20 protein-coding genes and 1 tRNA gene are annotated in these 22,841 nt (G+C 37.4%); 7 read left to right on the forward strand and 14 right to left on the reverse strand.

Annotated elements, in window-relative coordinates:
- The first annotated feature begins 22 nt into the window (after positions 1 to 22).
- Positions 23 to 1,072 (forward strand): peptidylglycine monooxygenase, encoded by a 1,050-nt coding sequence (locus EMTOL_RS07790; protein WP_015028730.1) that lies wholly within the window; start codon positions 23 to 25, stop codon positions 1,070 to 1,072.
- Between the two features lie 34 nt (positions 1,073 to 1,106).
- On the opposite strand, the gene EMTOL_RS07795 is transcribed toward EMTOL_RS07790, so the two are convergent.
- A complete protein-coding gene (locus EMTOL_RS07795; protein WP_015028731.1) occupies positions 1,107 to 1,631 on the reverse strand; it encodes a hypothetical protein in 525 nt (174 codons plus the stop codon).
- Positions 1,632 to 1,874: 243 nt separating this feature from the next.
- Positions 1,875 to 3,152, reverse strand: coding sequence for a Glu/Leu/Phe/Val family dehydrogenase (locus tag EMTOL_RS07800; RefSeq protein WP_015028732.1), 1,278 nt, complete (start codon positions 3,150 to 3,152; stop codon positions 1,875 to 1,877).
- 307 nt (positions 3,153 to 3,459) lie between these two features.
- Between EMTOL_RS07800 and EMTOL_RS07805 the strand changes: the two genes are divergently transcribed.
- Positions 3,460 to 3,849, forward strand: a complete 390-nt coding sequence (locus EMTOL_RS07805) for a TraR/DksA family transcriptional regulator (protein WP_041693996.1) — start codon at positions 3,460 to 3,462, stop codon at positions 3,847 to 3,849.
- A 167-nt stretch (positions 3,850 to 4,016) separates the two neighbouring features.
- Here the strand turns inward: EMTOL_RS07805 and lpdA are convergent, their stop codons facing one another.
- From lpdA to EMTOL_RS07835, 6 genes are all read right to left on the reverse strand, one after another.
- Positions 4,017 to 5,408: a dihydrolipoyl dehydrogenase gene (gene lpdA / locus EMTOL_RS07810; protein WP_015028734.1), complete on the reverse strand. Its 1,392-nt coding sequence runs from the start codon at positions 5,406 to 5,408 to the stop codon at positions 4,017 to 4,019.
- A 276-nt stretch (positions 5,409 to 5,684) separates the two neighbouring features.
- The gene (gene pdhA, locus EMTOL_RS07815) at positions 5,685 to 6,701 is read right to left on the reverse strand and encodes a pyruvate dehydrogenase (acetyl-transferring) E1 component subunit alpha (protein ID WP_015028735.1); all 1,017 of its coding nucleotides are present in this window, start codon (positions 6,699 to 6,701) and stop codon (positions 5,685 to 5,687) included.
- Between the two features lie 174 nt (positions 6,702 to 6,875).
- On the reverse strand, positions 6,876 to 7,181 hold the full coding sequence (gene rpsJ / locus EMTOL_RS07820; protein WP_015028736.1) for a 30S ribosomal protein S10: 306 nt from the start codon (positions 7,179 to 7,181) through the stop codon (positions 6,876 to 6,878).
- A gap of 161 nt (positions 7,182 to 7,342) precedes the next feature.
- On the reverse strand, positions 7,343 to 8,932 hold the full coding sequence (nadB, locus tag EMTOL_RS07825) for an L-aspartate oxidase (RefSeq protein ID WP_015028737.1): 1,590 nt from the start codon (positions 8,930 to 8,932) through the stop codon (positions 7,343 to 7,345).
- 124 nt (positions 8,933 to 9,056) lie between these two features.
- On the reverse strand, positions 9,057 to 10,553 hold the full coding sequence (gene glpK, locus EMTOL_RS07830; protein WP_015028738.1) for a glycerol kinase GlpK: 1,497 nt from the start codon (positions 10,551 to 10,553) through the stop codon (positions 9,057 to 9,059).
- Between the two features lie 109 nt (positions 10,554 to 10,662).
- Positions 10,663 to 11,868, reverse strand: a complete 1,206-nt coding sequence (locus EMTOL_RS07835; RefSeq protein ID WP_015028739.1) for an RsmB/NOP family class I SAM-dependent RNA methyltransferase — start codon at positions 11,866 to 11,868, stop codon at positions 10,663 to 10,665.
- A 60-nt stretch (positions 11,869 to 11,928) separates the two neighbouring features.
- Here EMTOL_RS07835 and blaOXA point away from each other — a divergent pair, with 60 nt between their 5' ends.
- Positions 11,929 to 12,717: a class D beta-lactamase gene (gene blaOXA, locus EMTOL_RS07840; RefSeq protein WP_015028740.1), complete on the forward strand. Its 789-nt coding sequence runs from the start codon at positions 11,929 to 11,931 to the stop codon at positions 12,715 to 12,717.
- 17 nt (positions 12,718 to 12,734) lie between these two features.
- On the opposite strand, the gene EMTOL_RS07845 is transcribed toward blaOXA, so the two are convergent.
- The 4 genes from EMTOL_RS07845 to recG all read right to left on the reverse strand — a co-directional run bounded on the left by EMTOL_RS07845 (position 12,735) and on the right by recG (position 17,392).
- A complete protein-coding gene (locus EMTOL_RS07845) occupies positions 12,735 to 13,310 on the reverse strand; it encodes an NUMOD4 domain-containing protein (protein WP_015028741.1) in 576 nt (191 codons plus the stop codon).
- Between the two features lie 104 nt (positions 13,311 to 13,414).
- Entirely contained in the window at positions 13,415 to 14,314 is a 900-nt protein-coding gene (locus EMTOL_RS07850) for an MBL fold metallo-hydrolase (RefSeq protein ID WP_015028742.1), read from the reverse strand.
- Between the two features lie 61 nt (positions 14,315 to 14,375).
- A complete protein-coding gene (locus EMTOL_RS07855; RefSeq protein ID WP_015028743.1) occupies positions 14,376 to 15,191 on the reverse strand; it encodes an MBL fold metallo-hydrolase in 816 nt (271 codons plus the stop codon).
- 95 nt (positions 15,192 to 15,286) lie between these two features.
- Positions 15,287 to 17,392, reverse strand: a complete 2,106-nt coding sequence (recG, locus tag EMTOL_RS07860) for an ATP-dependent DNA helicase RecG (RefSeq protein ID WP_015028744.1) — start codon at positions 17,390 to 17,392, stop codon at positions 15,287 to 15,289.
- Between the two features lie 91 nt (positions 17,393 to 17,483).
- Here recG and EMTOL_RS07865 point away from each other — a divergent pair.
- From EMTOL_RS07865 to EMTOL_RS07875, 3 genes are all read left to right on the forward strand, one after another.
- Positions 17,484 to 17,559, forward strand: a tRNA-His gene (locus EMTOL_RS07865).
- A 135-nt stretch (positions 17,560 to 17,694) separates the two neighbouring features.
- On the forward strand, positions 17,695 to 18,729 hold the full coding sequence (locus EMTOL_RS07870; RefSeq protein WP_015028745.1) for an energy transducer TonB: 1,035 nt from the start codon (positions 17,695 to 17,697) through the stop codon (positions 18,727 to 18,729).
- A gap of 4 nt (positions 18,730 to 18,733) precedes the next feature.
- Entirely contained in the window at positions 18,734 to 19,756 is a 1,023-nt protein-coding gene (locus EMTOL_RS07875) for a DUF1343 domain-containing protein (RefSeq protein WP_015028746.1), read from the forward strand.
- 196 nt (positions 19,757 to 19,952) lie between these two features.
- On the opposite strand, the gene EMTOL_RS07880 is transcribed toward EMTOL_RS07875, so the two are convergent.
- Positions 19,953 to 20,930 carry an acyl-ACP desaturase gene (locus tag EMTOL_RS07880; RefSeq protein WP_015028747.1) on the reverse strand — a complete coding sequence of 326 codons (978 nt, stop codon included), beginning with the start codon at positions 20,928 to 20,930 and terminating at the stop codon, positions 19,953 to 19,955.
- 135 nt (positions 20,931 to 21,065) lie between these two features.
- Between EMTOL_RS07880 and EMTOL_RS07885 the strand changes: the two genes are divergently transcribed.
- A complete protein-coding gene (locus tag EMTOL_RS07885) occupies positions 21,066 to 21,806 on the forward strand; it encodes a lysophospholipid acyltransferase family protein (RefSeq protein ID WP_015028748.1) in 741 nt (246 codons plus the stop codon).
- Between the two features lie 84 nt (positions 21,807 to 21,890).
- Here EMTOL_RS07885 and fabD read toward each other — a convergent pair whose 3' ends face one another.
- Entirely contained in the window at positions 21,891 to 22,763 is an 873-nt protein-coding gene (gene fabD / locus EMTOL_RS07890; protein ID WP_015028749.1) for an ACP S-malonyltransferase, read from the reverse strand.
- Positions 22,764 to 22,841 lie beyond the last annotated feature (78 nt).

A 22,841-nucleotide genomic window follows, 5' to 3' on the forward strand; every position in this document is an offset into this window, starting at 1 on the left:
CTATTCAACCTTCAAAATAAACATGAAACAGTACCTAACACGACGAAATTTCTTGAAAATTACAGGAGTTTCAACCGCCTTGGCGGCATTCCCAGAAATAAGCTATGGCAAAAATGACGAGATAATTATTGGGCATAATTCGCATAAATACAAAGTAGTTGTTGGATGGGGCGTATTAGATGCTGGGAAAAACCCAGTAAACGATTGTCACGAAATGGTTGAAGATGCCAAAGGTCGTTTAATCATGCTTGGAAATGAAACAAAGAATAATGTATTGATTTATGATAAAGCAGGTAAACTGCTAGAAACTTGGGGTAATTCTTACCCCGGAGGGCACGGACTCACGCTTATTAATGAAGGAGGCGAACAATTCCTATTGATTTGTGATACAGATAGAAATCAAGTAATAAAAACCGATTTAAAAGGTAAAGAAATTTTTAAGATTGAATACCCAAAAGAAACTGGCAAGTATAATTATCCCGGCCAATTTAAACCAACAGAAAGTGCCGTAAATCCAGTGAATGGAGATATTTATGTAACTGATGGTTATGGTTTAAACTACGTAATACAATACGATTCTAAGGGAAGGTATATCAAACACTGGGGTGGAAGTGGTGATGCAAATGATAAATTCAAATGTAATCATGGCGTGGTGGTAGATACACGAAACAAGCAGAATCCTACGCTAATTGTTACTTCAAGAATTGAAAATTGTTGGAAACGTTTCACCCTTGACGGTCAATTTATTTCGAAAATAAGTTTACCGGGTACTTATATTTGTAGACCTGTAATTAAAGGCGAAAACCTATATGGTGCAGCTTTTCGATCAACTTCTGATTCTTACCCTGACTCTGGTTACATTCAGATTTTAGATAAAAATGACCGTGTAGTTTCAACTCCAGGAGGAAGTGAGCCAGTTTATCAAAATAATCAATTACAAGAACAACGCAAACAAGACCCATTTAAGGTTTTCTTGCATCCTCATGATGTATGTATTGATTCAGATGATAATATTTATGTGCCACAATGGGCTTCAAGAAAGACCTATCCGATAAAATTGGAAAGAGTTTAAAAACAAAGGGGCGAACAACTGTTCGCCCTTTTGCTTATTTAATGTTTTTATCTCTTAATTTCACAACATTAATTGATTTTACCACTTCTGATTTTCTTAGAACTATACTCCAAATAGCAAAACCAGTATCATCGCTAAAGCAAAGCTTGCCAACTCCTTTTTCATAAGGGATTTGCGAAGTATATACAAAAAGTGAATCACCAATTTTTTGTATATTATCTCCTACATTTACTTTTTTAGCGGCATTATCGGCATATGCTTCTAAAACTTCTCTTTCTTTCGCATATAATTGATTATTACTCCCAATATCTGGTTGCCCTAAAAGCCTTACTTTCAAATTATATTGTTCAGATAAAGAGTCGATTAATTGCATGTTTTTCAACTGGCATATCTCTTCTATACGTGCCTGATTGGCATTTTTCATTTGTTTTTCGAAATCGACAGTTAGAGCTTTCGTTATTTCGCTACCCATAACCTCCACTTGATAAGCAATTTGAGCAGGAGAAACTCGCTTCACTTTGTAATCTTCCATTGTCCCTAAAATCTTACTTGTATCCATTCGTTCAAGATTAGAACAGGAAGATATTATAAAAAGTATTAAAAGTATTATTGTGCTATTTTTCATTGGTATTAATTTTTTCACAAAGCTAAGCACAGTAAGTTCTTGAAAAGAGATTTTGTATTAAAAAAATCATTTATAAAAATAAAAACCTACAATTCTTTTGGCGAATTGCAGGTTTTTAAATGAAAATTTTATGGTTGATGAAGTGAATCTACTCGTTTCCAAGTATAAATATTTGTATCATCCATATCCACCTCTAAACTTATAGGTACTCGCTACTTTATCGATTGCAACGATATAAGCAGCTAAACGCATCGAAACGCCATGTTTCTGCGAAGTTTCGAATACTTTATCGAAAGCATCTTTCATCATGCGGTCAGAGCGACGGTTAATTCTATCTAATGTCCACTTATAACCTATGCGATTTTGTACCCACTCGAAGTAAGATACTGTAACCCCACCTGCATTCGCCAAGATATCTGGCACCACCATGATACCTTTTTCATTGATAATTTCATCAGCACTTGCAGATGTAGGTCCATTTGCACCTTCTACGATTAATTTTGCTTGAATTTTAGCGGCATTTTCATGTGTAATAACATCTTCTTTTGCCGCAGGAACCAATACATCAACATTTAAAGCTAGAAGCTCTTCGTTTGAGATTAATTCAGCTTCCTTAAAACCTTCAAGTGTGCCATTATTAGCATTTCTGTAAGCGATAGCTTTCTCTATATCAATTCCTTTTGAATTGTAATAAGCTCCCGAAATATCGCTTAAACCACAAATTGTTACGCCTTTTTCATGCAAAAGCTTTGCACCCCACGAACCAACATTACCAAAACCTTGTACTGCTGCTGTTGCACGGTAAGGGTTCAATCGAAGTTTTTCCATACCTGCTAAAGCAGAAACCATAACCCCACGGCCAGTTGCTTCTGTACGGCCTAGTGAACCTCCCAAAACTAAAGGCTTACCAGTTACTACTGCATTTACAGTCATACCTTTTGCCTTTGAGTATTCATCCATTAACCAGGCCATTTCTCGTGGGCCTGTACCCATATCTGGAGCTGGAATATCTTTATCTGGACCAAATATGTCAAGCATCGCGTTGGTATATGCACGCATCAAACGCTCCATTTCTCCTGCCGACATTTGGCGAGGGTTACAGGCAATACCACCTTTGGCACCACCATAAGGAATATCAACCACCGCACATTTCCATGTCATCCACGCCGCTAATGCTCTTACCTCGTCAATGTTAACGGCTGGGTCGAAGCGGATACCACCTTTACTTGGGCCTAAAATAGTAGAGTGAATAACTCTGTATCCTTCAAAAACTTTGATTTGGCCGTTATCCATCGTAACTGGCAAACCCACAGTCACCTGACGAGCAGGTACTTTTAAAATATAATACATTTCGTCGCTGATACCAAGAATCTTCACAGCGGCATCGAATCTTTGCATCATTGACTCCAATGGATTCTCTGTATCCTTAATTGGAGCTGGTTCTATATATGTCATAAACAGAATAATATTTTGTTTGTGAATGTCGTTTCACGATACAAACTTAGAAAAAAGAAAGTATTTCTTAAAATCGTCAAATTTTACTACTTTTTTTTTGAATAATATTTGGAAAATAAACATAATTCGGTTTTTCAGATTCGCTTCAAAGCCAAATTTTTTATTGTTTTCTGACAAGAACCTTTTAATAAATTTTTTTCAGCATTTTCTAAGATTTCTATCTTGGGTATTGTTTCAGTCTATCAAAACACTATATTTGTGCGATTTTTCAAAAACCCCAAAACATAAACATTACTGCTTTATACTTATGGCCGCAGTTGAAGAAAAGACTAGATATTCTGAAGAAGAATTGAAGGAGTTTGAGGAGATTATTACTCAAAAATTGGAAGCGACTCGTAATGAATTGAATTTTATTAGAGAAACTTTGAGTAGAAAAAACGACAACGGTACTGAATTTACTGCCAATAGCACAAAGCTAATGGAAGACGGTGCCGATGTGAGTGAAAAAGAGCAATTAAGCCAGTCGGCTGGCAGATTGCAGAAATTTGCTCAACAATTAGAAGCGGCTTTAATCAGAATCAAGAATGGTACTTACGGAATTTGCCGTGATACAGGGAAATTGATTCCTAAGGAACGTTTGAGAGCGGTGCCACATACGCAACAAACAATTGAAGCAAAGCTGAAAGCTTCTAATTAATAAGTCAGCAGAAAATCATTAAATTCTTCGCCTTGTAAGGCCTATTTACAAGGGAAAGAAATCATTGTCTTTAAACAGTAGGTGTGAATACACCTTTTAATCATAAAAATAAAGCCTTCTGATATATAAATCAGAAGGCTTTTATATTTAGGTTTCTCCTAAAACTCTTATAAGTGAATCACTTCGCCATAAGCTGCGGCAGCGGCTTCCATGATAGCCTCTGACATCGTTGGGTGTGGGTGAACCGACTTAACGATTTCCATGCCAGTTGTTTCAAGTTTACGAGCGACAACCGCCTCGGCTATCATTTCAGTTACATTGTTACCAATCATGTGGCAACCTAACCACTCCCCGTATTTGGCATCGAAGATAACTTTTACAAAACCTTCAGGTGCACCACTTGCTTTGGCTTTACCTGATGCAGAGAATGGGAATTTACCAACTTTTACTTCATACCCAGCTTCTTTGGCTGCTTTTTCTGTATAGCCAACCGATGCAATTTCTGGCGTACAGTACGTACAGCCTGGAATATTTTTGTAATCAAGTGGTTGTGGGTGGTGCCCAGCAATTTTCTCTACGCAAATAATACCTTCTGCCGATGCTACGTGAGCCAAAGCTTGGCCCGGTGTTACATCACCGATGGCATAATATCCAGGGATATTAGTTTCGTAATAACTATTTACTAAAATTTTACCACGGTCTGTAGCGATACCAACATCTTCTAAACCAATGTTTTCGATATTTGCTACTATACCTGCTGCTGAAAGTACTACATCTGTTTCGATAGTAATTTCACCGGTTGGTGTTTTCACAGTTGAAACACAACCTTTACCAGAAGTATCAACTTTCTCTACACTTGAGCTTGTATAAATTTCAATGCCCATTTTCTTGTAGATTTTCGCTAATTCTTTCGAAATATCTTCATCTTCTACAGGAACAATGTTTGGCATAAACTCAACGATGGTTACTTTCGTACCCATGCTTGCATACACATAAGCAAACTCAACACCAATAGCACCCGAACCCATTACCAACATTGATGCTGGTTGCTTTTCAAGGCTCATGGCTTTGCGGTATTCGATTACTTTTTCACCATCAAGTGGAACATTTGGTAATTGTCTTGCTCTTGCACCAGTAGCAATGATGATGTATTTTCCTTCAACTTCTGATTTTTTTCCTTCGGCGTCTGTTACTTCAACTTTTTTGCCTGGTTTTACTTTACCATAACCGTTGATTACGTCGATTTTATTTTTTTTCATTAAGAAAGTTACACCTTTGCTCATTCCTTCAGCAACCCCGCGTGAACGCTTAATAACTGCCTCAAAATTTGCATTAGCTTCCCCAACCTCAATACCATAATCTTTTGCGTGTTTGATATACTCAAATACTTGAGCAGATTTTAATAACGCTTTGGTAGGAATACACCCCCAGTTTAGGCAAATTCCGCCTAAATTTTCTTTTTCAATGATAGCTGTTTTCAAGCCTAATTGTGATGCACGAATGGCAGTTACATAACCGCCCGGACCACTTCCAATTATAACAACGTCGTATTGAGCCATAAAAATGTTTCTTTTAATTGAAAACTCGGTGCAAAATTAGACAAAATCGCTGATACTCAAAATGTGTAGCTGAATATGTTGAAAATGAAGCAGAAAAGTATTGAATATGGCAGGTTTTATACAATACTATTGCTTATTTATAGTAATGATATGTGTATTGCGAAGTACTTTGTGCATCTATATACCTTTGTTTACATTTTAAGTGACTTTATTTGATCATAAAAAATCCCATTTCGAGTACTCAAAATGGGATTTTTCAATATTCATTATCAATAATTACTCTCTTAAGAATGGATATTCTTTATCAGCATAAACATCATCGAATGCTTCTTCTGGTTGAGGGAATGGAGATTCTTCTGCAAATTTCACAGATTCTTCAACAATCACTTTCACTTTTGCGTCAATTTCGTCTAATTCTGCTTCTGTAGCAATACCATTAGTTAAAATGCGGTGACGAACCATTTCGATTGGGTCACGCATTTTCCATTGCTCTACCTCTTCTTTTGTACGGTATTTTTGTGGGTCAGACATTGAGTGACCACGGAAACGATACGTTTTAAACTCTAAAAAAGTTGGGCCTTCACCAGCTCTTGCACGGTCAGCAGCACGTTTTACTGCTTCGTGTACCATTTCAACATCCATTGCATCAACTGGTTCAGCTGGCATATCATACGCTTCACCAATTGTGTAAAGTTCACGAACATTAGAAGTACGTTCTACCGAAGTACCCATGGCATAACCATTATTTTCTACCACGAAAATTACTGGTAATTTCCATGTCATAGCCATATTGAAAGCTTCGTGTAAGGCACCCTGACGAACAGCACCATCACCGAAGTAACACATACAAACATTTTGATTTCCTTTGTATTTATCGGCAAATGCAATACCAGCACCTAAAGGAATTTGAGCACCAACGATACCATGTCCACCAATAAAGTTTACTTCTTTATCAAAAATGTGCATCGAACCACCTTTTCCTTTGGTTGTACCTGTTACTTTACCATAAAGTTCGGCCATAATACGCTTAGGGTCAGTACCCAAAGCCAAAGGGTGTCCGTGGTCACGGTAAGCCGTAATCCATTTGTCATCTTTTGTTAAAGCCGAAACCGCTCCCGAAGAACATGCTTCTTGTCCGATATATAAATGGCAGAAGCCGCGTATTTTTTGCTGACCATATAATTGCCCTGCTTTTTCCTCAAATTTTCTTTGTAGGTACATTGACTCGTACCAATACATATAGGTACTTTTATCGTATTTAACCTTTGGGGCTTTTTCTTTAGTAGATGCCATTTTGACTTCTTGAATCTTTTATGGTGAATATAAATCGCTTAGAATTACCGCAAATTTAGAAATTAAATCATTACACTCAAAGAGTTTAGGGGGTAGAGTTATGAATACCTGCATTAATAAAAAAGCCTATCTGCTTGTGAGCAAATAGGCTTTTTATCGTCAGTGATATAAAAACTACACTTTGATTTCAACATCAACACCACTTGGAAGTTCCAATTTCATCAAAGCATCAACAGTTTTCGGGCTTGCCGAATAGATGTCGATTAGACGCTTGTAAGTACATAATTGGAATTGTTCACGAGCTTTTTTGTTCACGTGTGGTGAACGCAATACAGTGAAGATTTCTTTACGAGTTGGCAACGGAATTGGACCGCTAACAACCGCACCTGTAGATTTTACAGCTTTCACAATTCTCTCAGCCGATTTGTCCACTAAGTTGTGGTCAAATGACTTCAATTTAATTCTAATTTTTTGTGACATTGGTTCGTTATTTTTTAGATTTTGGAAAAACCTTGCCGAAAGAACCATTCGCTTCGACAAAGCAACAAGATACTTCTCAGTATCGGGGTGCAAAATTAGATATAATTTTTCTTATTTGCAATTTTGTTTCCTTCAATTTGACAAGTTGAAAACTTGTTTTACTACAAAACCGAATTTTCAGGTTTTCCGCCTAATTTGTAAGGATAGTCAGTTGTATAATGTAGGCCTCGACTTTCTTTGCGTTTCATGGCACATTTGATTACCAATTCGGCACACTGAACCAAATTACGTAATTCGCAAAGTTTCATCGAAAGTTTGGTTTTCTTATAAAATTCTTCCGTTTCATCTTTAATGAGCTTTAATCGACGCATGGCACGCTCTAAACGAAAATCGGAACGAACAATTCCTACATAATCAGACATCATTCTTTGTAACTCACGCAGATTATGTGTAACTAAAATTTCTTCGTTCGATTGCTCTGCCCCAAACTCATTCCAATCAGGCACATTTTCCTGAAAACTAAGGTTTTCGAAGTCATCAAGAGCTTCTTGTGCAATTCGGTGCCCAAAAACGGCAGCTTCAAGTAATGAATTTGAAGCCAAACGATTGGCCCCATGAAGACCCGTAGAAGAACATTCACCACAAGCAAACAATCGATTAATAGTTGAACGGCCAATTTCATCAACCAAAATTCCGCCACATAAGTAATGGGCTGCAGGAACAACCGGAATTTGGTCTTTAGTGATATCAATACCTATGCTCAAACATTTTTCGTAGATTGTTGGAAAATGTTGTAGAATGAGTTCTTTAGGTTTAAAAGAAATATCAAGATAAACGTGGTCATCGCCTGTTTTCTTCATTTCTGCATCAATCGAACGAGCAACAATATCGCGAGGAGCGAGCGAACCACGTGGGTCGTAATTTTGCATAAACTCCTCTCCTCTTTTGTTTTTCAACACGCCACCTTCTCCACGCACTGCCTCAGTAATCAAGAAACTTGGATATTCTCCTGGGTTATAAAGTGAGGTTGGGTGAAACTGTATCATTTCCATGTCACGCACTCGCCCCTTTGCACGATAAACCATCGCAATGCCATCGCCCGTAGCGATTACAGGGTTAGTAGTAGCCGAATAAATATGCCCCGCACCTCCACTCGCCATGACTGTAAGTTTTGAGAGAATTGTCTCAACTTGTCCAGTTTGTAGGTTGAGGGCATAAACACCATAACAAGTAATATCATTGGTTTCTCGATTTACTTCAATACCTAAATGGTGTTGCGTAATAAGCTCAACGGCGTAGTAATGAGTAAGTATTTCGATGTTTGGGTTTTTACTTACTTCTTCGAGTAATGCACGCTCAATTTCTTTACCCGTAATATCTTTATAATGTAAAATTCGTTTGGCCGAGTGTCCACCTTCACGCGTGAGGTCATACTCGCCATCGTGTTTATCGAAATTGGTTCCGTAGTCAATTAACTCCTGAATACGGTCGGGGCCTTCTTTTACCACAATTTCAACGATTTTTCTATCACAAAGGCCATCGCCAGCAATGAGTGTATCGCTGATATGTTTTTCAAACGAATCAGTGTCGGGGTCGAAAACAGCAGCAATGCCTCCTTGAGCATATTTGGTATTCGTTTCGTCGGCATTTACTTTCGTGAGTACCAAAACCTTTCCTTTTGCAGAGGCTTTAAGAGCAAAACTCAAACCTGCAATTCCCGAACCAACTACTAAAAAATCTACTTTTGTCATTTTCAATGAATGATTGTGCGAAACGGAATGCTGCCCGTTTTTAGTGAATGAATGAATAGATATTCAAAGTTAATAGCAAAACATTCATTCTTAATTTTTAATTCTAAATTCTTAATTGATTAAGCTACTTCTCCCAATCAAACGAACGCTTGATTGCTTTCTTCCAGCCAGTATAGAGTTTCTTGCGTTCGGCGGCCTTCATTTTTGGCTTCCATGTTTTGTCTTTGCCCCAATTTTGCAGCAAATCATCTAAATTTGCCCAAAAACCAACCGCCAAACCTGCGGCATAAGCAGCACCCAATGCGGTGGTTTCAATCATTTTCGGGCGAATAACTGGTACTTTGAGCATATCCGACTGAAATTGCATCAATAATTCATTTACCACCATTCCACCATCTACTCTAAGAGAAGACACTTCTATTCCCGAATCTTTTTCCATTGCCTCCAAAACATCTTTGGTTTGATAGGCGGTTGCTTCTAAAACTGCACGAGCAATGTGTCCTTTATTTACATAACGAGTAAGACCCGCAATTACTCCACGAGCAGAAGATTTCCAATAGGGTGCGTATAGCCCCGAAAAAGCAGGAACAAAATATGCTCCTCCGTTATCTTCAACTGTTTTGGCAAGAGCTTCTACATCCGTACTCTTTTCAATAATTCCTAAATTATCTCTTAGCCATTGTACCAAAGCACCTGCGATGGCCACTGAGCCTTCGAGGGCATAGTGCACTGGCTGATTTTCGAATTGATAAGCAACCGTAGTGAGCAAACCAGCTTTCGATGGCACAATTTCAGTACCTGTATTCATCAACATAAAACAGCCTGTTCCGTAAGTATTTTTTGCTTCACCTGGTTGATAACAAGTCTGCCCCACGAGTGCAGCCTGTTGGTCGCCCAAAATTCCCGCCAACGGAACGCCATTCATTGCTTCCGAAATAATTTTACCATAAACTTTGCTACTCGGCTCAATTTTTGGCAACATTTGTAATGGAATGTTCATGATTTTGGCCAATTCTGCATCCCATTGAACGGTTTCGAGATTCATTAATTGTGTACGACTCGCATTCGTTACATCAGTAATATGTATACCACCATGAATGCCACCCGTTAGGTTCCACATTAAGAAGGTATCCATATTTCCGAAAATGGCTTCCCCTTTTTCGGCATCTTCTCTTACACCTGCTACATTATCAAGAATCCATTTGATTTTCAAGCCACTAAAATAAGTAGCCAAAGGAAGACCTGTACGGTCTTGAAAAAACTGTGAGCCATGACTTTTAGTTAGGGCATTTACCACATCACCTACACGAGTATCTTGCCAAACGATGGCATTGTAATACGCACGCCCCGTACGTTTATTCCAAACAACGGTTGTTTCTCGTTGATTGGTAATGCCACAAGCTGCAATATCTTCAACTTTGATATTTTTATTGATTCGAGCCTTCGCTATAACTTCAAGTGTATTTTTCCAAATTTCTTCTGGGTTATGCTCTACCCAACCTGGTTTCGGGTAAATTTGCTCGTGTTCTTTTTGTCCAACCGATACAATATTTCCTTTTTTATCAAAAATAATACAACGAGTACTGGTAGTACCTTGGTCGATAGATGCAACGTATTTCATAGTTTGGTATAATTGAATAGATATATTTTTGAGAGTTGAATATGTTGGTCAAATATAGGAATAAACTTGTTATAGAAAAAAGACAGGTTAAAAACCTGTCCTACAATATTTATTTGCGTTCAATCAAAGCCATATAAAAACCATCGAAACCATCTTTTGCTGGCGAAGTGCGTTTTTCGCTAATAAAATTAAAGTCGGGGTTTTGGGCTAAAAATTTCTTCACTTGTTCTTCACTTTCTGAGGGTAAGATACTACAAGTGGCATAGACCATTTTTCCGCCTTTTTTGAGCATTTTTGAGTAATTTGTAATGATTTCGGCTTGTGTTTGCTTGATTTTTTCAAGAAAATCTTTTTTTAGTTTCCATTTTGCATCGGGGTTACGACGTAAAACTCCTAAACCCGAACATGGTACATCAAGCAATAGGCGGTCGGCAGTTTCTCTTTGGCGTTTGATGGTCTTAGCTTCTATCAAACGTGTTTCTACATTTCCAATTCCATTGCGTTTAGCTCGACGTTGGAGTTCTTGAAGTTTATAGTCTTCTACATCCATCGCTATAATTCGGCCCTTGTTTTCCATCAAAGTTGCTAAATGAAGCGTTTTTCCGCCCGCACCTGCACAAGCATCTATCACACGCATGCCTGCTTGTACATCTAAATATTCGGCAATTAACTGACTACCAGCATCCTGTACTTCAAAAAAACCTTTTTTGAAAAGTTCGGTTGAAAAAACATTGGCACGTTTGGGTAAAACCAAAGCATCTGTAACATTTGGTAAAGTTTCGGTTTCGATGCCAATTTCACTAAACGAGGCTTTTAAATCTAATTTATTGGTTTTTAGTGTATTAGTTCTTAACACAACTGGTGCTTGGGTATTCATGGCGTGCAATTCTGCTTCCCAATTTTCTCCTAATTCCTCTTCGCCAATAGTATCTATCCAATCGGGCACTGATTCTCGTACTTTTCTGAGTTGTTGAGCCTCTTCATTTCGAGTAATCACTTCTTTGGCATTTACAGCCTTAAAATCTTGCCAATCGGGCAGTTTATCTCCTTGTAATACACGCCATGCGGCAAAAATCTGCCAAAAAAGAGCTTCTTCTTCAACTCTTACACAATTAATGTTAGCTACAAATTTGAGTAAACGCCACCACCGTACAATTTCGTAGGTGTTTTCGGCGATGAATGCCCTATCCCTGCTTCCCCATTTTTTATTTGACTTCAAAACCTGCTCAATTACCTTGTCTGCTTGGCGATTTTCGTTGAAAATCTGTTGCAGGGCAAAAACTACGGCTTCGACTAAAACTCGGTGATATTTCATGAGTGGTGTTTGGTATCTTTGTTTATCTTTAACCCAAAATTAAACTTCTTTCTTCAAGCTATGAAAAAAATCTTTTTAATCGGTCTTTTCCTTGCTTCTTTCTTCGGGGTTTCTGCCCAAAAAATAGCTAGCTTTAGTAAGCATTTTAAAGAAGCAAATGTTGAGGGTGGATTTTTTCTTTATGACTTCAACAAGAAAATTTATACCATTACAGACAAAACTGATTTTGAAAGAACAACCTCTCCTGCTTCTACTTTTAAAATTCCAAATTCCATGATAGCCTTAGAATTAGGCGTAATAAAAGATGAAAATGAAGTAATTAAATGGGATGGAGAAAAACGATGGCTTGAAGCATGGAATGCAGACCACAATCTAAAAGATGCTTATAAAAACTCTACTGTATGGTTTTATCAAGAATTGGCTCGTAGAATCGGCGAGAAAAATTACAAAACCTATCTAAAAGCCTGCGATTATGGTAATCAAGATATTAACGGAGGTTTAACACAATTTTGGTTAGGTTCTAGTTTGAAGATTTCACCGAAAAATCAATTAGAATTTCTAAGAAAACTACACGAAGAAAAACTCCCTTTCTCGAAGCGAACTTATGAAATTACCAAACGAATCATGGTTCGTGAGCAAACGAATGATTATACATTAAGGGCGAAAACAGGTTTGGCTACTGTTAATCAAACTGATATTGGCTGGTTTGTGGGCTATGTAGAGAAAAAAGATAATGTGTATTTCTTCGCCCTACGTATTCAGAAACCTGAAAATAAAGAAATGCCCGAATTTGCTCCAAAACGTATCGAACTAACGAAAAACATCTTGATGCAAATGGGCATTCTCTGACATCTATTAAATGCTGTTTATTCTACTGTTACATATCCCCAGTTTTCACCCGAACGAATTCTGTTCAGTTGTGTATGAGTGATTCCGAATTGTTTTGCAATCATTTTTAAGCGAGTACTTTCGTTTTGAAGCATTTTTTTAATCATCTTAACTTTCGACTCGGTTAATTTATAATTTTTTGTACGCTTCGGAATTGGCTTATTTATGACTGCGGGATTCTGACGATTATGCTCAACCATTTCATCCTTTGTAACCCATTTTAAGTTTTCAAAATGATTACTCATTTTGTCAAAATCAAGATGAATGACAAATTTGTGTTCTGGACTTGGTTTACTAACGAATGTTTCGGCTACTAATTTATGAACATATCGGTTAAACGACTTTCCTTTCGGAAGTCTGATATTCAAAGATTTATATCCTTGTATAACAGAACCTTTGATAACTTCACCTTTTTCATTGTTTTGAAAACTTCTAAGTCGTCCAAAGTTTGATACTTCATAACGTGGTGGATTTTCTACCCCTTCTACTTCAATAATAACTGGAGTCCACCTTTCAGCCCATAAAGTGGCTTTTTCACTGTTTACACCATTCATAACGGCTATAAATTAATTTAGAGCTAAAGTGTTTGTTGTTAATAGATTAGATTTAGTTTTTCACCTAAGAACTTATCTATAAAAAATCAAAAACTTTATTAATACTACTTACCACCTAATTCTTCGTAAGCAGCTTGAAGGCTTCTTTGAATTCCATCGCCTTTCATTTCTGTTACTCCCGGAATGGCTGTGGTTTTCAAAAATTCTTCTTTTGTTTTACCCGATTTTATCTCTTTTTCGGTATATACGAGAAGTTCGCTCAGATAGTTTTGAAAAACTTTAATATCTTCTTTATTACCCACAATTTTTTCTGGGTCGAAGGCATGCCCAAAAACAAAAATAGTTTCGTTATCAAAAGTTGATAAAGTTTTATCTAATACCGTAATCCAATTTTTAATGGAAGCTCCAGCGGCTCTATCTACAAAAGGATAGCGTCGGTTAAAGACCAAATCTCCTGTATGGACTATATTGGCATGTTCGAAGTGAATTAAACTATCGCCATTTGTATGCCCTGCACCAAAGTAATGAGCCTTGATACTTTCTTTGCCAATTTTACCTTTCCAAGTATCGGCAAAAGTAACATCTGGATAAAGTTGTTTGTCTTCGGATTTTTGATTTTTAGCCGTTATTTGCTGGTTTTTCAATGAATTTTCATGAGCAACCACGTGTTCAACAATTCCTTTGAAGGAAATATTACCCCCCGAATGATCACCATGATGATGAGTATTAATTAAAAGCTGAATAGGTTTTTCTGAAAGTTTTTTTATCTCGTCAATTAAGTGTTTTGATTGCTCAGGAAATTGAGAATCAACCACTGCAAAACCTTTTTTAGTATTTAAAAAGGCAATCGTACCACCGCGTTCGGTAAATACACTCACCCCTCCACGGAGCTCACGAATCTTGTAAGGGTTTTCTGCTATTATGTTCGCTAACGAACTTTTGCTCATCAAAGCAAATGAAGCCAACGACATACCTGATGTCTGAAGGAAGTTTCTACGATTCATAGTTTTGTTATTGAGTTTAAGAAAATAAAGTTACGCAAGAATTCAAGGTAAAAGCCGCTGTTCAACTTACTTGGTTCAGGGCGGCTTCAATCATATACTCTACTGAAACATCATTTGAAAGTAAAAGTTTTAACAAATTATTTTCTTTCAAACGCATAGCCTTCATAGTCTCTTTTATTGTATAACCTTTTTGGTAAAAATGCGTGGTTTTTCCTGCAAAATCCTCAAAATATTGTAGTTTTTGGGCAAGCATTTTTTTTCCATCTTTCAGACGAGGATGGTGCCCACAAAAAAGCACATCAAAATCATAACTAAGGATTTTTCGGAAGGCTTCTACTTGCGGCCAAAATAGCTCCCCCTTTCGAAAAACACGAATTTTTACGCCTACATACAAATCTCCCGAAAAAAGCCAGCCATTTTCTTTATCAAGAAAAACGGTGTGGTCTTCTGCGTGCCCTGGGGTAAAGATTGGGTACAACTTATGATTAGGTGTTTCGATAAATTCGCTAAAATCTGATACTTGCCCTCTAAATGGTTTTATTCTTCCGAAAAGAAATTTCTCATAGGGTAGAATATCAAAACCTTGACGGAGTTTTTCTTGGGTGAAAGAGTGTGCGAAAACATGAGCATTGTGAAGTTTGGCAAGCTTGGCAGTATTCCCCGAATGGTCTTCGTGCCAGTGTGTAAGTAAAATTTTATCTATTTGCCTATTCTGAAAGGTTTTAAGTACTTTTTCTTGGCAATTTGTTTGTGCAGTATCAATCAAAACATTATCAATGAGGTAGCAATAGACACTTAACCAAGGCCTACCGATGGGAGAATAGCCAAAGCGAAACATTTCTACATCAGAAAACTTTTGGTATTTTAAATATTGCATGGGTTTGTTGATTTTGTGTGCCTTCGACTCCGCTCAGGCACCTTGCATTACTTTGTGTTTTCGGCTTCGCTTAGGCATCGAATGAAATAATTTCTTTAACTAATTCGACTCCAGTTAGTTTCGTTGCTTCTGAGATTATTTACATGTTGCCTGATTGGTTGGTTTTCTTCCAATTCAAGTTCTGGGTCGTTGTCTAAAATCTCCATAACGGCCTCACGAGCGTATTTCAGAATTTCACCATCTTTGGCTAAATCGGCCACTTTGAGGTCAAGCATGCCACTTTGTTGTGTACCAGCCATATCACCTGGTCCACGGAGCGATAAATCTACTTCCGAAATCTCAAAACCATTATTGGTTCGTACCATTGTATCTATTCTTAGGCGAGTATCTTTGCCTAGTTTATGGTCAGTCATCAGAATACAATATGATTGTTCTGCTCCACGCCCAACACGCCCACGCAACTGGTGCAATTGCGAAAGCCCAAAACGATTCGCACTTTCAATGAGCATTACCGAGGCATTAGGCACATCAACGCCTACCTCGATAACAGTTGTAGCAACCAAAATTTCGGTTTCTTTATTTTTGAAACGCTGCATTTCGTAATCTTTCTCTTTCCAACCCATTTTTCCATGCACAATACTCAAAGCACATTCTGGAAAAGCCCTTGCAATACTTTCGTAGCCATCCATGAGGTTTTTCACGGTTAAAGTCTCTGATTCTTCAATAAGTGGGTAAACAATATAGGCTTGTCTTCCTTTACGAAGTTCACTTCTGATAAATTCAAACACTCTTAGGCGGTCGGAATCATATTTATGTAGGGTTTTAATGGGTTTTCTACCTTTGGGCAATTCATCAATAATAGAAATATCTAAATCCCCGTAGAGAGTCATTGCCAAGGTTCTTGGAATGGGTGTGGCAGTCATCACCAAAATGTGCGGCCTAAAGTTTTGGTTTTTCTCCCAAAGTTTAGCACGTTGTGCCACACCAAAGCGATGCTGCTCATCAATGACACATAAACCCAAATTCTTAAATTGTACGTGGTCCTCGAGTAAGGCGTGCGTTCCAACTATAATATTGATACTACCATCTAACAAGCCCGCATCAATGATTCGACGTTGCTTCTTTCCAACCGAGCCTGTTAGTTCTACAATGTTAAGACCCATCAAATCCGCAAATTTTTTCAAGCCAGTATAATGTTGGTCCGAAAGAATTTCGGTAGGAGCCATCAGACACGCTTGTGCATTATTATCAATGGCTAAAAGCATTGAAATAAAAGCCACGATAGTTTTTCCACTTCCTACATCACCTTGCAAAAGCCTATTCATTTGTTTTCCCGAACGCATATCATGAAAAATCTCACGAATAACTTTCTTTTGTGCGTTGGTCAAATCAAATGGAAGGTGATTATTATAAAAATCGGTTAGTAACTGGGTTTTATCAAAAATTTGCCCTTCATAATCTTGTCTACGAATCAACTTTTGTTTGATAAGCCTAAACTGGTTATAAAAAAGCTCCTCAAATTTTAAGCGTCTTTGTGCTTGTCGAAGTGCTTCTTGATTGATTGGTAGATGAATATGATAAATAGCTTCTTGTTTAGAAATTAGCCTAAACTTCTGCACCAAAGGCGTTGGGAGTGTCTCTCGAATATTCGCCACAGCCGATTCGAGGAGCGTACGCATCCACTTGCTAATCTGTTTGCTATCTATGTATTTCTTGCGAAGTTTGTCTGTTAATGAATACACCGGTTGAAAGTACCCACCACGCTCATTTTCGGTCGTAAGAACTTCCATATCTGGGTGTGTAATTTGCCATTTCCCACCAAAAGAGTTGGGCTTACCATAAACCACATAGTCGCCTTGTAGGCGTAAGTTTTTTTCTACCCACGAAATTCCCTGAAACCAAGTGAGTTCTAAGATTCCAGTACCATCAGTAAATTGGCCAACCAATCGAGCTTTTGCTCCCTCTCCTATTTTCTCCCACGAACGCAAACGTCCTTTGATTTGAGCCGCAAACATTCCTTCGTTTAACTCGGCAATACGGTGGAATTGCGTGCGGTCTTCGTGCCTAAAAGGATAATACTCGATGAGGTCACCAAAAGTAAAGATATTCAACTCTTTGTTAAGAATCTCTGCTTTTGCTGGCCCAACCCCCTTCAAAAATTCGATTTTTGTATCAAAAAAAGATGTTCTACGCTCGCTCATGGTGTCGAAGTTAATGTGTTGTAGAAATTTGAGCAAGTTTTTTTTGAGAAATTAAAAAATAATTATACCTTTGCAGTCTCAAAATCGAGATGGAGGTTTTAGCTCAGTTGGTTAGAGCGACGGATTGTGGTTCCGTAGGTCGTGGGTTCGAGCCCCATATTCCTCCCATATCTAAAAAGACTTGCCTAAGGCGGGTCTTTTTTTCTACATAACCCTTCAGTTCAAAAACTTTTCTTAAACCCAATTCTTCAAAAGTTATTTTCTTTTTTGCTAAATTGTAGGCCTATTTAACCGCCTGTGCAATGTATAAATTACTAACTTTTATATTACTTTTACTTACTACACAAAATTTTGCCCAAAACATTAAACAACAAATTATCGGTGAATGGGTAAAAGAAAATATCACACTTTATGATGGAAGTCCAATTTTAAAAGATGAAGTTCGAAATATGCAACTTCGCTATACTTTCATGCCCAATGATTCATTTCAAATAACTGTTAATGGAAAAAGTGGGCGTGGCACGTATTCAGTGAAAAAAGATATACTTACAATTGCGGAAGCAAGTATCTTTAAAATTACACGTGTTGATGATATAAGACTCGAACTTACAGCCAATGTCACGGATTCTACTGAACGCCCAAATGCACTAAAATTTAGTTTTATTCCTGCAAAATTTCATAATTTAGGTTTTAAACCTGTCAGCTACCGAACCAAAGGACAAGATACCATCTATGTTTCAGAGCACAATTATTTAGAACCTTTATTTTTTGACCCTGATAAATCAGCAGTTCAGTTTATTTCTGAAAACTTTGTTTTTCCAGATTATCGAGCAGGGCTTTTTTATGCTCGCTTCATTATCACCAAACAAGGCGAAATCAAAGGAATTGAAGTATTGGAAAGTACGCACGAAAAATATAATAAATATTTAATTAAAGCCATTAAATCTTCCGCAGGTAAATGGAGACCCGCCGTCTGGGAAGGACAGGTTGTAAATACTGAAGTAAAAATGGCTTTTGATATGGGGTGGTCGGAAAAACAAAAGTATAAAAATGCATCCTCAGCACCTAAAGATTCCATCGATTCTAATGAATCGAATTATTACTTGATGCAGGGCAATCTAAACGTCGAAGCCAAACGATACGCTACTGGCATAAAAGACCTCTCAAAAAGTATCGAATTAGACCCATTAAATATAGATGCCTACTATGCTCGTGCTGCGGTTTATGCAATCACGAAAGACAAACAAAAAATGTGTGCTGATTTACTGCAACTAAAAAATTTACAACAAACCCGAGGTACAGACCTTTGGAATAAATTCTGCGAAGAAAAGAAATAAATCATTGAAAAGACTTATACAAAACCTCATTCATAATCCTAAATTTAAGCAAAAACAGGCTATTGGATTACTATGCAATCAAGTTTCTTTCGATTTTATTTCGCATCAATATTTATTTGAACTACTTTCTAATCAGGGTACGCTGAAGCGTCTTTTTATACCCGAACACGGGCTTTTTAGTGAACTTCAAGACCAAGAGAAATTTGAAGGAACATCAACCTACCATTCGCTGGGTTTACATGGCGTAGATATTATTTCTTTATACCAACATCAAGAAAAATCGCTTGCTCCAACTGTTGAAAAACTCAAAGATTTAGATGCCATTGTTATTGATATTCAAGATGTTGGTTGTAGATATTTCACATTTACTAGCACCGTTTATTATTTATTAGAGGTTTTAGCACAAAACAAGCTTTCACCTAGCTTATTTGTACTTAATCGGTCAAATCCAGCAGGAGATTCTATAGAAGGTACGCCCATTGATGCTACTTATGCTTCGTTTATTGGATTAGAAGGGTTGCCAAACCGCCATGGAATGAGCACTGGTGAATTATGTTTGTATTTCAGAAACCGATTACAAGCAAATGTCGAAATTTCGGTTATTACTGATTCTTGGAGTTCAAGCCTCAATCCAATTAGTATTAATCCTTCACCCAATATTCCAAATTCTATTACTCCGCTCATTTACTCTGGACAATGCTTATTTGAAGGTACAAACCTAAGTGAAGGCCGTGGTACTACTCGTCCATTTGAACTTATTGGTTCGCCAGATTTAACTTGGGAAGAAGTAAAATCTTTCACCGAAAAAATCAACAAACATTGGGGAGAATGGGCAATTCTACGTCCATTGAAGTTTATTCCTACCTTTCATAAATTTATGGGTGAGGTTTGTCAGGGATTCCAGCTACATCTGATTAACCAACACCAATATCATAGCTTATTACATTCTTTAATTATAGTAAGAGCCATTGCTGAGCTAAAGGGTGATTTACTTTGGCGAAAAGGCAAATATGAATTTGGCTCCTAGAAAACAGCTATTGAGCTTTTAGTTGGAGATATTGACTTATTAAATTTTATTATGGGAAAAATTTCACTCGAAAATGTGAAAGAAAAGCTCAATGAAAGTGAATTTGCTTGGAGCGAATTGAGCAAGAAATACAAACTTTAAAAAGAAAATCCCTTACTTCAAGAGGTAAGGGATTTTTATGTTTTTGGGGATATTTTTAGGCAATCCAGCTAAACTTATATTCTAAGTTTGGCACTTTTGTACGTTCAGCAACTCTTCTCAAACGTGTTGGTAGAGCCATTACGTAATCACGAGCTTTTTCTCCTGCATCATTCAAATTTCTAATGCTGTCTATCTTCCAATCTTTCAACAAAGACTCCATGATATCAATGTAATCGTAAGTAGTATAAACACCCAAACGTTGAGCTGCGTCTGAAAAATGGGCAAATGTATCGCCGATTTTCACGCCTGTTTCACGTAAGAAGTGAGCTGGCATTACAATTTTCTTTTTCATCATATCTTCAAAAGCTAACATCATTTCAGATGGGTCAACTTCAAAAATATGACTAATAAAAGTTTTATAGGCTTTCGCATGACGCATTTCATCAGCAGCAATTACGCCACAAATTTTTGCCAAAGGCACGTTTCCATATTCTTTGGCCAATTTTGCTGTGTTTCGATGCGAGAGATTCGTTGCTAATTCTTGGAATGACGTATAAACAAAATTACGGTATGGGTCACGTCCTGTACCAATATCAAAGCCATCGGCAATTAAATATTGCGTCGAAGTTTCCATAGCACGCATATTCACACGTCCAGAAAGGTATAAATACTTATTCAATAAATCACCGTGGCGATTTTCCTCCGCAGTCCAAGCTCTTACCCATTTTGCCCATCCATTAGGGTCGTTTACTTGGTCAACGCCAACAACATCAATCAACCAAGACTCATACGTAGGAAGAGCTTCTTCGGTAATGGTATCACCAATAAGCACCGCTATGTAATCATAAGGTAAATCTTTGGCTGTTTCTTGCAGGTCTCTCACATCAAGTAAGAAATTCTCATTGCTCGATTCTGGTAAAAAATCTGAAGGTTGCCAGTTAGTATCGATTGGTTTCAAAAATTCATCAACAAAAGTATCAATCTTTTGTCCAACAAATTTCATCACCTCTAATCTCGAATTTGATAATTGCATATTGTAACTAAATAAAAACGTTTTGAATCAACAAAGAAAGCTGCAAGGTAATTCTAATTTTAGAAAAAAAGTAGATTATTGTAGTTTTTCTGAATAATATCCCCTTTTTATTTACTTTTGCAGAAAAAAACTTTTGTGAAAAAGATTATTGATTACACCCTTAGTATTGTTTATTTAATTTATTTTGGAATGCTCTTAGCAGTATTTCATGTATTGCAGGTATTGGCTTTTAATTTGTTCGGTCGTGCAGCTCAGCAAAAAGTAGTAACTATACTGAATATGTTAATTGCATGGGGCTGGTATCTAACAGGTACAAGTATTAAATACACTTCAAATCCAGCTATTCCTACCGATAGACCAATCGTATTTATTGCCAACCACCAAAGCACTTTCGATATTCCGGGAATTTACTGGTTTCTAAGAAAGTACAATCCTATTTTTGTTTCTAAAATTGAATTAGCCAAAGGTATTCCGAGTATTTCTTATAATCTCAGAAAAAGTAATGCCGCTCTCATTGACCGTAAAGATGGAAAACAAGCTGTAACTGAGATTTTAAAATTAAGTAAATTTATTAGTGAAAATAATTTTTCAGCGGTAATTTTTCCCGAAGGTACTCGTTCTCGTACGGGTGAATTGAAACCATTTGCTGTCGGTGGAATCTCTGCACTTCTGAAAAAAGCCCCTAATGCTCTGGTTGTGCCAGTGGCTATTACAGGAAGTAATCGTTTTGTGCCTAATCGTGGACTTTTTCCACTTTCTTCATTTTCTAAACTTACTTGGACTGTGCTCGACCCAATTGAGCCCAAAGGCAAGACTGCAGAAGAAATTGCAAATCTTTCTCAAGCAGCTATTCAGGTTGTATTGGATAAATCTTAATCTGCATATATAAATTAATAAATCGAAAAACCCCGAAGTTAACTTCGGGGTTTTTCGATTTATCTTAGGTTGTTCGTTTTATATTTAAACACCTGCTGTTTCTGCTTCTGGGGCAATTTTCTTCACTAAGCCTTGTAAAACTTTTCCTGGGCCACACTCAACAAATTTAGTAGCACCATCAGCAACCATATTTTGAACTGATTGTGTCCAACGCACTGGAGCAGTAAGTTGAGCAATAAGATTTGCTTTGATTGTTTCTACATCGTTCGAAGGCTGAGCATTAACATTTTGATAAATTGGGCATTTTGGCGTTGAAAACACCGTATTTTCAATAGCTTTTGCTAATTCCTCGCGTGCTGGCTCCATTAAAGGCGAGTGAAAGGCACCACCTACTGGCAAGATTAAGGCTCTTTTTGCACCAGCGGCTTTGAGTTGTTCGCAAGCTTCGGTTACAGCTTCTATTGTTCCTGAAATTACTAACTGACCAGGACAATTATAATTAGCAGCTACTACCACACCATCAATTCCTGCACAAATATCTTCAACCACTTTATCCTCAAGATTTAAGATAGCGGCCATTGTCGATGGGTTGATTTCGCACGCACGTTGCATTGCATCAGCACGTTGAGCAACTAATTTCAAACCATCTTCAAATGATAACGCTCCAGCAGCAACCAAGGCAGAAAATTCGCCTAATGAATGCCCCGCAACCATATCTGGCTTAAAATCTTCGATTGTTGAAGCTAATATTACAGAATGAAGGAATATTGCAGGTTGAGTTACATTTGTTTGTTTGAGCTCTTCATCGGTTCCTTCAAACATAACTTTTGTAATTTCGAACCCCAAAATTTTATTGGCTTTTTCGAACATTTGACGGGCATTCTCTGAACCTTCGTAAAGGTTTTTACCCATTCCACTAAACTGAGCTCCTTGCCCAGGAAAAACGTAAGCTGTCATATTTTATTTTTCAGTTTTCAATCTTCAGCCTTCGCTGATATTATCAATTAATAATAATTGTTTAAGAACTAAACCTCC

It is taken from the genome of Emticicia oligotrophica DSM 17448, from assembly GCF_000263195.1.
In the GTDB taxonomy this organism is placed as follows: domain Bacteria; phylum Bacteroidota; class Bacteroidia; order Cytophagales; family Spirosomataceae; genus Emticicia; species Emticicia oligotrophica.

What these genes read in the sequence shown, in the direction of transcription:
- recG (WP_015028744.1), bottom strand. Translation starts at nt 17,392, where the DNA reads ATGAGCGAGCGTAGAACATCTTTTTTTGATACAAAAATCGAATTTTTG.
- lpdA (WP_015028734.1), bottom strand. Translation starts at nt 5,408, where the DNA reads ATGGCTCAATACGACGTTGTTATAATTGGAAGTGGTCCGGGCGGTTAT.
- EMTOL_RS07870 (WP_015028745.1), top strand. Translation starts at nt 17,695, where the DNA reads ATGTATAAATTACTAACTTTTATATTACTTTTACTTACTACACAAAAT.
- EMTOL_RS07805 (WP_041693996.1), top strand. Translation starts at nt 3,460, where the DNA reads ATGGCCGCAGTTGAAGAAAAGACTAGATATTCTGAAGAAGAATTGAAG.
- EMTOL_RS07850 (WP_015028742.1), bottom strand. Translation starts at nt 14,314, where the DNA reads ATGAATCGTAGAAACTTCCTTCAGACATCAGGTATGTCGTTGGCTTCA.
- glpK (WP_015028738.1), bottom strand. Translation starts at nt 10,553, where the DNA reads ATGAAATACGTTGCATCTATCGACCAAGGTACTACCAGTACTCGTTGT.
- EMTOL_RS07845 (WP_015028741.1), bottom strand. Translation starts at nt 13,310, where the DNA reads ATGAATGGTGTAAACAGTGAAAAAGCCACTTTATGGGCTGAAAGGTGG.
- EMTOL_RS07795 (WP_015028731.1), bottom strand. Translation starts at nt 1,631, where the DNA reads ATGGATACAAGTAAGATTTTAGGGACAATGGAAGATTACAAAGTGAAG.
- nadB (WP_015028737.1), bottom strand. Translation starts at nt 8,932, where the DNA reads ATGACAAAAGTAGATTTTTTAGTAGTTGGTTCGGGAATTGCAGGTTTG.
- rpsJ (WP_015028736.1), bottom strand. Translation starts at nt 7,181, where the DNA reads ATGTCACAAAAAATTAGAATTAAATTGAAGTCATTTGACCACAACTTA.
- pdhA (WP_015028735.1), bottom strand. Translation starts at nt 6,701, where the DNA reads ATGGCATCTACTAAAGAAAAAGCCCCAAAGGTTAAATACGATAAAAGT.
- fabD (WP_015028749.1), bottom strand. Translation starts at nt 22,763, where the DNA reads ATGACAGCTTACGTTTTTCCTGGGCAAGGAGCTCAGTTTAGTGGAATG.
- EMTOL_RS07855 (WP_015028743.1), bottom strand. Translation starts at nt 15,191, where the DNA reads ATGCAATATTTAAAATACCAAAAGTTTTCTGATGTAGAAATGTTTCGC.
- EMTOL_RS07800 (WP_015028732.1), bottom strand. Translation starts at nt 3,152, where the DNA reads ATGACATATATAGAACCAGCTCCAATTAAGGATACAGAGAATCCATTG.
- EMTOL_RS07835 (WP_015028739.1), bottom strand. Translation starts at nt 11,868, where the DNA reads ATGAAATATCACCGAGTTTTAGTCGAAGCCGTAGTTTTTGCCCTGCAA.
- blaOXA (WP_015028740.1), top strand. Translation starts at nt 11,929, where the DNA reads ATGAAAAAAATCTTTTTAATCGGTCTTTTCCTTGCTTCTTTCTTCGGG.
- EMTOL_RS07880 (WP_015028747.1), bottom strand. Translation starts at nt 20,930, where the DNA reads ATGCAATTATCAAATTCGAGATTAGAGGTGATGAAATTTGTTGGACAA.
- EMTOL_RS07790 (WP_015028730.1), top strand. Translation starts at nt 23, where the DNA reads ATGAAACAGTACCTAACACGACGAAATTTCTTGAAAATTACAGGAGTT.